1 protein-coding gene and 1 pseudogene are annotated in these 2,256 nt (G+C 38.6%); both read right to left on the bottom strand.

What is annotated here, in order from left to right:
- Positions 1-666: 666 nt before the first annotated feature.
- A complete protein-coding gene (gene tgt / locus RDY04_RS09465; protein ID WP_303952255.1) occupies positions 667-1,809 on the bottom strand; it encodes a tRNA guanosine(34) transglycosylase Tgt in 1,143 nt (380 codons plus the stop codon).
- A gap of 380 nt (positions 1,810-2,189) precedes the next feature.
- A pseudogene (locus RDY04_RS09460) lies at positions 2,190-2,256 on the bottom strand (IS200/IS605 family transposase); the annotation flags it as partial.

Genomic DNA, 2,256 nt, shown 5'->3' with positions numbered 1-2,256 from the left:
AAGACAACTTTTATATCTTAACACCCTTTTGGATAGCTGTCAAGAGGTTTTTAAACTTGAATATACAATACAAGTGATAAGTACACAATAAAAACTCATAAGATTTTCTTGTAAAATAGAATTGAATGAACTAGTTACGAAAGGAAATCTTATGAGCTACCATCATTTTGTTAAGTCACTTCATCGTCATCAATCTCGTATTAGTCGTGAGTGGAATCGACAACTAAAAGAAGGAAGATATTCTCCAAGGAATGCACAGAAATCCTACTATATTGCTAAATCACACTGCTGGCGAAAACGTATGCTTGAAAGAGATCACAATTTAAGCAGTACCGTCAAACATCTATTTCTCGAGTATCAATGGTCTCCTGAAGAAATAGAAAGTCGGTTGTGATTAGAGTATGGAAAAACTGTTATTAGTTATCTAATAATCTATAGAACCATTTACTGAGAGCGCTTTGATGATAACTCACTATCTTATCGTGCTCGTGGTGGTATTCGTAAGCACCGCCATCGTGGAAAGACAAGTCATCAGACTATTCAACTGCAGGAAAACAAACTTAATAATAGGCCACGAAATGAAGTGTTCTATGGGGAAAGTATGTACTTAATTTGACAATTCAAGAAGGAAAAAAGCAGTACATTTAGTACTGCTAAATAAATTATTTAAAAATTCCTGTTACTCGCATTATATCCATATTTTTCAATAAAGTCTTGACGAAACTCGAGTAAGTTGTCATCAACAATAGCTTGACGCACCTTGGCCATCAAATTTACTAGGAAATAAAGATTATGATAACTTGTCAAACGAATTCCAAACGTCTCATCTGCTTTCAACAAGTGTCTCACATATGCACGTGTGTAATTTTGACACGTGTAACAATCACACTCTGGATCAATTGGGCTAAAGTCTTCTGCATAGGCAGCGTTTTTAACCACTAGACGTCCATTACTAGTCATACACGTCCCATTTCGAGCAATCCTTGTCGGCAAAACACAGTCGTACATATCAACTCCACGGATAACACCATCGATCAAACTATCTGGCGCCCCTACTCCCATAAGGTAACGCGGTTTGTTTTCAGGAAGTAGAGGTACAGTAAAATCTAGTACGGCATTCATCTCTTCATGAGTTTCTCCAACCGCAAGACCACCAATAGAATACCCTGGAAAATCCATAGAAACCAAATCATGGGCAGATTGTCTGCGAAGGTCTTCGAAACCAGCTCCCTGTACAATACCAAAGAGTCCTTGATCGTGTGGCCGACGATGTGCTTTTAGTCCACGCTCTGCCCAACGACTTGTACGTTCGATAGATTTTTTGACATAATCGTATGGCTGGTAAAATTGCGGACATTCGTCAAAGCTCATCATAATATCTGAGCCGAGATTATTCTGAATTGAAATAGCTTTTTCAGGAGAAAGAAACATCTTACTTCCATTAAGGTGATTTTTAAAGGTTACACCTTCCTCTGAAATGTTTCGTTTTTCCGCCAATGAGTAAACCTGGAATCCTCCACTATCTGTAAGAATGGCTTGGTCCCAATTCATAAACTTATGGAGTCCACCAGCTTTAGCAACAAGCTCATCACCAGGTCTCAGCCATAGATGATAGGTATTTGCCAAAATAATTCCTGAACCCATCTGCTTTAGTTCTTCAGGGGATTGTGTTTTTACAGTAGCTTGGGTACCGACAGGCATAAACATCGGAGTTGGAAAGGTGCCATGAGGCGTTATAATTTCTCCTAGGCGTGCTCCTGTGTATTTTTCTTTCTTTATTAGACGATATTTAATTGGAAAATCAGTCATTTATACTCCTTACGTTAGGAAAAACAATCCTAAGTATTTTTTAGCAAGCGAACATTATCCACAACTGCTTTAGTGTATCAAATTTTATAAGAATTGTCAGCTCTCTATTTTCAAACTGTCGATTCAAACTCTTTAAAGCCCATCACCTAACATTTTCAGCAAGTCAAAATCACCCGTACATTTATTTTGTACGACTAAACTTAAAAACAAACACTATTGTTAGATATTTAAGCTGTCTACTTGACAGGGGCCGTATCAGAACGGGCGGCTTGCTCTTCAGCTGAAAGACTCTGCTACCGGCCGAGGCCTAAAGGCCTACCGAATACTTCTCCTTCAGCACCATCCTGACTAGCTGCCCCGTCTAGTGGGAATCTTTATGATTACTTTCTTTGATTCTTCTCACCTGTAAACGGATCATACTCCTCAAATAGACTTAGCTGATCTGCT

The sequence above is a fragment of the uncultured Streptococcus sp. genome (assembly GCF_902463925.1).
Classification (GTDB): Bacteria; Bacillota; Bacilli; order Lactobacillales; family Streptococcaceae; genus Streptococcus.
This window is presented reverse-complemented; position numbering and strand designations above follow the sequence as displayed.